Below are 7,918 nucleotides of genomic sequence, written 5' to 3'. Positions count from 1 at the left end.
ACTCGCTAAATTTAACACAGCTCTTGAGGATATGAAAAAGGACGGCAGCTACGAAAAGCTTTTGGAAAAGTATAATTTAAAATAATCCGCAAAATTTAGGCGCAAATTCCTCTCATAGAATTTGCGCCGCCTAAGAGGAATCCTATGAAAAAGATATTTTTAGCACTTGCCATTTTGCTCTGCACACAGAGCTTTGCGGAGCAAAAAGATAGATATGGCATCGCCGCATTTGCAGGTCTTGGCGATGACGGCAGAACCTTTGTTTTTACCTTTAGAAAAGCTCAAAAAGATCGCTTCTTTCCCTGCGACTTAAAAAATTTAAACATAATCGCCGCGGGCGCTTCAAGGTGCATAACGGACGCCAAAGAGCTAAGGAAATTCGATAAAGAATATAAAAAAGCTCTCGAGTCTGTGATAAAACCCGGCAAGCGCTACTACGTAAATTTAATCAATCGCGGCAACGACGCCTATGTTTGCGACGTAAGCGATCCTAAAAGTAATCTGCGATTAGACCTGGTAGCGGCGGGATTTGCCGTGCCGATAACTGACGATAGCGAACTTCTTTTAAAAGCCGCCGAGGAAGCCAAAGAGGCTAAGCGCGGAATGTATAGCGCAAAATTTTGGGATGTTACTAACTGCATTCTAAACGGCGTGCCGATGCCGAAAAAAGACGAGGATAAATGAGCGAAATTTACGCGCTTAGCGACGATGCCTTAACGCCGCCGCAAACTATCTTTTCGCAGATAGATGAAATTTTGCGCTGCGGCGTAAAGCTCGTGCAGTACCGCAGCAAGCTCGCCGTGAGGGATGAAGCTTTAATCCGCTCTCTCATCGGTCTTTGCGAGGATTACGGCGCCAAACTCATTATCAACGACGATGCGGCGCTTGCCAAAAAGCTTGGCGCGCACGGCGTGCATATCGGAGAGGGCGACGGCGAGACGGCGCAGGTGCGCGAGTTTTTAGGCGCGGATAAGATCATCGGCGTTAGCTGCTACGCTGATCTTGCTCGCGCGCAAAAGGCCGAGGCACAGGGCGCTAGCTACGTAGCCTTCGGCTCGCTCAGGCGCGGCAAAACAAAGCCTGATGCGCCGCTTTGCCCCGATGCGCTCGTGCAAGAGGCGCGAAAATTTTTAAATCTCCCAATTGCCGTAATCGGCGGTATAAACCTAGAAAATCTGAATGAAATTTTAGCTCTCAAGCCCGATTATATCGCGATGGTAGAGGCGATCTACAGACCCGCTTCGATTACGCAGAATTTAGCAAATTTAAAGGAAAAAATGGATGAATATTTTTGACGCCGTGATTTTAGGCATCGTCGAGGGGCTGACAGAGTTTCTGCCCGTAAGCTCGACCGGGCACATGATCCTGGCCGCAAAACTAATGGGCTTGCAGCAGACCGACACGCTTAAATGCTTCGAGGTCGCTATCCAGCTAGGCTCGATCCTGGCGGTCGTCGCGATGTTTTACAAGCGGCTTTTGGTCGATTTTAAGCTCTGGTGCAAACTTATCGTGGGTTTCATCCCCACTGCAGCGATAGGATTTTTACTATATAAAAGCATCAAGTCTCTATTCGCGCCGCAAACAGTCGCCTACGCGCTGATCGGCTGGGGCATTATCTTTATCGCGGTTGAGCTCTTTCGCAAGGCGCGCCCTAAGGACGGTGAGCTGGAACATCTGGATCAAATTTCATACATCCAAGCCTTTATCATCGGGCTTTCGCAATGTTTTGCGATGGTGCCGGGCACTTCGCGCAGCGGCGCTACCATCATCGCGGGGCTTCTGTGCGGGCTAAGCAGAAACCTGGCCGCGCGCTTTAGCTTCCTGCTCGCGATCCCTACGATGTTTGCGGCGACTTTTTACGACACCTATAAAAATTTAGACACCTTCGCGCAAAACTCCGACAATATCACGACCTTTCTCATAGGCGGCGCAGTAGCGTTCGTCGTGGCGCTTGCGGCGATCAAGCTATTTCTAAGCTTCGTTTCGAAGTTTGATTTCATCCCGTTTGGAATTTATAGAATTCTAATCGGCGTCGTCTTTTTCATCTTCGTTTTTTAAACGCAATCATCAAAGGAATTTCATGAGCCTAGCAAAAAATATCGGCGCATTTTTAAAAGACAGATTCAGCCTCCTATCGGTATTTGACGGCGCGGTACTAAACACATACGCGCTAGTTTTAGTATTAAATTTAGCCCTAGGGTTGCTTCTTATCGCGCGCGGCGGCGAGCTGCTCTCTGCGCAGGCGCTGTTTTTTGCGGCATCTGCGATCTGCGGCGTGACGATACTTTTTTTCGCGCTTTACGCGCTTAGCTTTTACAGCGCCAGGCTATATAAAATTCTCGCCTTTGCGCTTCTGGCGATAAACGTGGTCTTTGCGATCGCTCAGATTTTTTTGATCTTTAGCCTGGAGCTTACCTACTCGCACGGCACGCTGGACGCGCTAGTGCAAACGACGCCCAAGGAGGCCTTCGAGTTCGCGCATGCGTTTTTAAATTTCAAGCTTATCGCGGCTTTTTTGGCGCTTTTGATCTTCGTCTTCGCCGCTCTTAGGCTTAGAGTGAGCCAGCGAGCGCGAATGAAGCTATGTCGCGCGATAAAGCTAGCCTTTCTGCTTAGCTTGCTCGTTTTTGCGGCACATGCGGCGTTTAAAAGCTACGTAGCCAAAAGCTCGAAAATGCGCGCCAGCATCATAATCGCGCTAAATAAAATTCCGATTTACAACTTTGCTTTCGTTACGAAGGATTATTTCGGCGCCGATTTTAAAAGCGTGCGCGAGCTGCAAGCGGGATACCAAAGCATTTACGCCTCACACTCGCATAAAACCACGCCAAACCGCATCTCAAACGTCGTTTTCATCATCGGAGAGAGCCTGCAGCGAAATTTCATGAGCCTATACGGCTACTATCTGCCCACCACACCGAATCTGCAAGCGCTTGAGCAAAGTGGAAATTTAATCGCCTTTAGCGACGTCGTCTCGCCGGGCGCTAAGACCAACGACGTGTTAAAATACGTGCTAAATTTTGGAAATTACGAGAGCGAAAAGCAGCGCCCGTGGAGCGCTAACCTCGACATCGTAAATCTCGCGCGGCTCGCAAACTACGAGACCTTTTGGATCAGCAACCAGGAGCGCTACGGGCAGTGGGCGGTCGCAAGCGGCGCGAGCGCGCAGATGACGGATCACTCGGACTTTACGAATCAAATCCCGGTTTACAAATACGCCTACTCGCTCGACGAAGTTATGCTTCCTAGCATAAAAAATTTCAAATCGGGCGCGAAAAGATCGCCTCTTGCGCGCAAGGACGAAAGCTCCGCCGCAGAGGTAAACGGCACGCAGAAAAAGGATAAATTTTTCATCCTTCATCTGATGGGCTCGCACCCGAGCTACGAGTTTCGCTATCCAAAAAGCTTTGCTAAATTTAGCGCCGCAGATATCTCGCGCGAGCCGCTTGATGAGGGACAGAAAAAAGAGCTTGCGCACTACCTAAACACCGTGGCTTACAACGATTTTATCGTGAGCGAAATTTATAAAATTTTTGCGAGCGACAACACGCTGATAGTCTATTTCAGCGACCACGCCCAGAGCCTTTATCAATACCGCGGCAAGCTGATCCACGGCGGCATCAACCGCTTCACGCTCGAAATCCCGCTGATTTTCATGGCGTCTGATAAATTTAAAGAGCAAAACGCTGATCTTTGGGCGCGCATCGCGGCAGCCAAAGACAGGCCGTTTTTAAACGACGATCTCATCCACGCGATTGCAGAAATTTTAGAGATGACCGATCTACCGGAGTACGATCCCGCTCGCTCGGTGATAAACGCGGATTTCAACGCCTCGCGTCCGCGCATCATCGAGGGGGTCGATTACGATAAGGTTTACAGGCTGCAGAAGGAATTCGGCGAGTAAATTCGGTGAAATTTTGCGCCTTTTAGCGGCGCAGATTTCGCTTATTAAAATTTGCGCTCTTATTTACAAGCGCTTGCGCCCTAATTTAGCTTTCGCACGGGCGCGTCTGCGTCAAATCTACGCTATCGCAAAGCTCTGCGGTAGAATTCTTGTGTTGCGAAATTCTGCTTAGCAAAATTCGACTTTGCGGAATTTCAAATTTTACCGCTCAAATTCCACGGCGCATAATTTTCCATGCATTCACGAAATACAAAATTCGCGAAGCTAGTTCGAATAGCGAAATTTTGAAATTTAGGAATTTTAAAATTTGGCGGTGCCAAAAAATTTATCCACACGGCACGGAATTTTACCGCTCAAATTTCACGGCGCAAAACTCCTCAGCACAAAATTTACCGATAGAATTCAGCCCGCAATTTAAAATTTCAAAATCCCACGCCGCGAAATTTTATGCCGAAGAATTTCACGTTCTAATAGGCACGGAATATCTGCTGCCCGAGCCGCGCATAAAATTCTACGCTTTAAAATTCCAAGCCATAAAATTTTACGCTACGAAATTTCACCGATAAAATTTTATGTCGCAAAATCCCGCACCCTAAAATTTAAAAGCGGCTCTTGTTATAAAATTTCGCGAGCTTAATTTATGCTGCCGCAGCGATATTTGCCTGCTACAAAGGTGATTTTATCGCGGATTTGAGCGATCTGTCTTAGCGCCTCCGCCAAGAAATCTACGTCGCTTTCGTCGTGGATGAAAGAGAAGCTAGCCCGCACCCAAGCGGGTTTGCGCGACATTTCGGTATCGGGCCGTAAGCCGAGCAGATCAAAGCCGTAAGGTGCTGCACAGTCGCAGCCTGCGCGAGTCTGGATCTCAAATTTCTGCCCGAGCACCCCGGCTAGCGCGTCCGAGCCGAGTCCTTGCATATTAAAAGCAAAGATCGGCACGCGCGGCGCGGTGAGATTGCCGTAAATTTCAATCTCGGGGATTTTTGAAATTTCGCTTATGAAGCGCCTGCAAATCGCCTCTTCGCGCGATTTGATCGCCTCTAGTCCCACGCTTTTGCGAAGCTTTAGGGCAAGATAAGCTCGCACCAGCGCGATGATGCCCGGCGTGCCTGCTTCCTCCAAGCGCTCCTTGTCGATTATAAAGCGCTGCGTTTGGGCATCCGCGTATTTGATCGTGCCGCCTCCCGCGAATGTCGGCTCCTCACCGCGCAAAAGCTCCTTTCGTACCGCCAAAATCCCGCTAGCGCCCACGCCGCCCAAAAGCTTGTGCGCGCCGAAAAACACTCCGTCGCAAAAGCTGGTATCTACGTTTTCGTGCGCGATGAGCGCACTAGCGTCCACAAACAGCCGCCCGCCGTACGCCTTGAGCATCAAGTAAGCGCGCTTGTAGTCTATCTTAAGCCCCGTCACGTTCGATGCCGCGGTAAGTACGCCGTAAATTTCGCGCCCTTTATTTGCGGATAGAATTTCGCCCAGCCGCGAAAAATCCATCAGCCCGCTTGGATCCAGCGACACGCGCACGACCTCGCAAAGCCCCTGTCTTAGGCTAATCTCAACGGAGTGATGCTCAAAAGGCGAGATGATGAAAAGCGGCAGATCTTTTAGGCTCTCGCGCCGCAAGCCGAGCCTATCTCGCGTCGCAGGCGGCAGGTAGATGCCTAGAATTTCCCAAAGCTTCTTTATCGCCGCAGTCGCGCCGAATCCGCACGAGATCAGATAGTAGCGCTCCTCGCAGCCCAAAAGCTCTTTGATTTTGGCCCTTGCATTTTCGTAGTAATCGCTCGTAATCTCGGCGCTCGCTCCGCCTGCGGAGTGGACGTTGGCGTACGTTGCAAGCACGCGCTCGATCTCCGCTTCTATAGGGCGATACGCGAGCCCCGAAGCAGCGAAATCGAAGTATTTGACCCCCTCTTTTAAGATGATATTTTCTTTGATCGTTTGAAAATCCAAAGCGCGACTCCAAAATTTTTGCAAATTATATCCAAACTCGCTAAAATTACGCCCGCAAGGAGGGCGAAATTTACGAGTTAAAAGACACTGCGCGAAATTTGGGCGATGTTGGTATCGACGCGATTTTGCAGTTTCATTTCGTATTTGACGAGATCGGCTGTATAAGCGGCTACGCGGACGTTTTCGAAGCGATCGAAAATGAAATTTTACTCTGCTTTGAACATCTCGGCGAGCGCTTTAAATTCGGCGGCGAGCACGAAGAGCAGATCAAAAAAGCGCTGATGAAATTCGCTAGAAGCGACCGCAAAAAAATAGGAATTTCAAAAATCTTGCCGCGATTTACGGCGCAAAAAATCACCGCAGATCTCATAAACGCGAAGTTTTTAATCACCGAAAAATCAAGCGAGCAAAGGGCGCAAAAAGCCCGTAAAAACGACCGCCTCCCGCGCGCGCTGCGACGCTACCATATCACGGACAAAGTCCATTTTAGCAGCAACTTTGCGAGGTTTTGGTTTAGATTTATCGAGCCGAATCTGCCCGCGCTGCGCCGCGGCGAAATAGAGCGCGTGCTAAGCTTAATCAAAGCGGATTTCAACGCTTACGCGGGGCTCGGGTTTGAAATTTTAAGCAAGGAGCTGCTCGCGAAGTATCTAAATTTAGAGATTTCGCAAATTTCAAGCTTCTGGAACAAAGAGGTCGAGATCGATATCTACGCGAAATTTGAGAGCTTTTGCGTCGCGGGCGAGTGCAAATACAAGGAGCGAAAAATTTCAAAAAACGTGCTAAACGAGCTCATACTCAAATGCGAAAAAGCGCGCCTCGCGCCCGATCTGCTCGCGCTGTTTTCCAAAAGCGGCTTTAGCGGCGAGCTGAGAAGCCTAAAAAGCGATAAAATTTTACTCTTTTCGCTCGAGGATTTTAAAATTTTACTTTGAATACGGACGTAAAATCAATGATTATAAGGGAATTATCATGAAAAATAGGGTCTTGGCGGTATCGTTAGGCGTGCTTTTGAGCTTAAGCTTAGCAGGATGCGATAGGAGAGAAATAGAGGATATTCAAACGGAGGATTTTTATGCTGCCAATCCGGATAAAGCAAAAAGCGTCTCCGAGGCGTGCGCTCTAGCCGATCTATCCAAAGAATCGCCAGAGATTTACGACAACTGCGAACGAGCCGCCATGGCGTATTTTAAAATCTTCTATAAAAGTATGATGCAAGCGGCATCAAGGCAAGAGGTAAAGGCGCAAGATAAAAAACAAAAAGCTATGTGCGAGCGCAAAGAGGTGCGAAATACGGAATTCGACGTGGAATGCTTTCTGTTTCTAGCCGCCACGGGTTTGCCGATAAACTCTACAGCGCCTAAAAATAGGCTAACATATCTACTGGAGGAATGCAGAAATGATACAATCAGCCCGAAATGTAGGCTTTTAAGAAAGGAGATAAAGTTTCTCAAGGAAGACCTTAGAATGAGCAAAGAAGAGGTCTACGAGGCATTATCAAAAAAATTGCAAATCGTAATAAAAGACTATATTAATTTTTACGTATCGCAAGGTAGATTCGACGAAAATCCAAACAAGATAACAAGCATGGCGGTCAAGCAGATAGCTCCAAACTCGATTAGCATAGGCACGACGAGCTATGTCAGCTGCTTTACTATAACCGCAATCGATACGGGCAAAAACGCTAGTTTGGAGATACGAAAAGGCGCAAGCCAAAATTATGAATTCTGCATGGAAACATACAAATTGCCCGAAGTCACAAAAATTCTAAATGAAAACGGCGGCGTTATTAGACTTAGATAGCAAAATTTTATATTTTTAAATTTGATGGCAAAAGTCTTAAAAGCTTAATTTTAAAGTTAAAATCCCGCAGCTTTAAAATTTCAAGCGGCGGAATTTTGTGAAATTTCAGCTCGAACGGGCGGCTGTGCTGCGCGCGACTTGCACTACCGCGAGCGAACTCGCGCTGCTCACACACAAACCTCGCGCCCTAAATTCCTCAAATTTAGACTATTTTTTCACCTTGATCACGTATGGCACCGATTTGATCACGCCTTTGGAAAA

The 7,918-nt window shown here is 48.1% G+C and carries 8 protein-coding genes; 7 read left to right on the top strand and 1 reads right to left on the bottom strand.

Going from position 1 to position 7,918, the window contains the following annotated elements; genetic code table 11:
• Positions 1-144: 144 nt before the first annotated feature.
• The 5 genes from Q0236_RS05495 to Q0236_RS05475 all read left to right on the top strand — a co-directional run bounded on the left by Q0236_RS05495 (position 145) and on the right by Q0236_RS05475 (position 4,470).
• Positions 145-684: a hypothetical protein gene (locus Q0236_RS05495; protein WP_297915874.1), complete on the top strand. Its 540-nt coding sequence runs from the start codon at positions 145-147 to the stop codon at positions 682-684.
• Positions 681-1,295, top strand: coding sequence for a thiamine phosphate synthase (thiE, locus tag Q0236_RS05490; RefSeq protein ID WP_297915872.1), 615 nt, complete (start codon positions 681-683; stop codon positions 1,293-1,295). Before Q0236_RS05495 ends, thiE begins: the two co-directional genes overlap by 4 nt.
• Positions 1,282-2,058, top strand: coding sequence for an undecaprenyl-diphosphate phosphatase (locus Q0236_RS05485; RefSeq protein WP_297915870.1), 777 nt, complete (start codon positions 1,282-1,284; stop codon positions 2,056-2,058). Before thiE ends, Q0236_RS05485 begins: the two co-directional genes overlap by 14 nt.
• 22 nt (positions 2,059-2,080) lie before the next feature.
• Positions 2,081-3,904, top strand: a complete 1,824-nt coding sequence (locus Q0236_RS05480) for a phosphoethanolamine transferase (protein WP_297915868.1) — start codon at positions 2,081-2,083, stop codon at positions 3,902-3,904.
• A gap of 284 nt (positions 3,905-4,188) precedes the next feature.
• Positions 4,189-4,470, top strand: coding sequence for a hypothetical protein (locus tag Q0236_RS05475; protein ID WP_297915866.1), 282 nt, complete (start codon positions 4,189-4,191; stop codon positions 4,468-4,470).
• A gap of 67 nt (positions 4,471-4,537) precedes the next feature.
• On the opposite strand, the gene Q0236_RS05470 is transcribed toward Q0236_RS05475, so the two are convergent.
• Positions 4,538-5,854 (bottom strand): aminotransferase class V-fold PLP-dependent enzyme, encoded by a 1,317-nt coding sequence (locus Q0236_RS05470; RefSeq protein WP_297915865.1) that lies wholly within the window; start codon positions 5,852-5,854, stop codon positions 4,538-4,540.
• 98 nt (positions 5,855-5,952) lie between these two features.
• On the opposite strand from Q0236_RS05470, the gene Q0236_RS05465 reads away from it, so the two are divergent.
• The gene (locus Q0236_RS05465; protein ID WP_297915863.1) at positions 5,953-6,789 is read left to right on the top strand and encodes a DUF234 domain-containing protein; all 837 of its coding nucleotides are present in this window, start codon (positions 5,953-5,955) and stop codon (positions 6,787-6,789) included.
• 37 nt (positions 6,790-6,826) lie between these two features.
• A complete protein-coding gene (locus Q0236_RS05460) occupies positions 6,827-7,657 on the top strand; it encodes a hypothetical protein (protein WP_297915860.1) in 831 nt (276 codons plus the stop codon).
• Positions 7,658-7,918 lie beyond the last annotated feature (261 nt).

This window comes from uncultured Campylobacter sp. (genome assembly GCF_938031315.1).
Classification (GTDB): Bacteria; Campylobacterota; Campylobacteria; order Campylobacterales; family Campylobacteraceae; genus Campylobacter_B.
The sequence above is the reverse complement of the archived record's forward strand: the minus strand, read 5'-3'. Positions and strand labels throughout refer to the sequence as shown.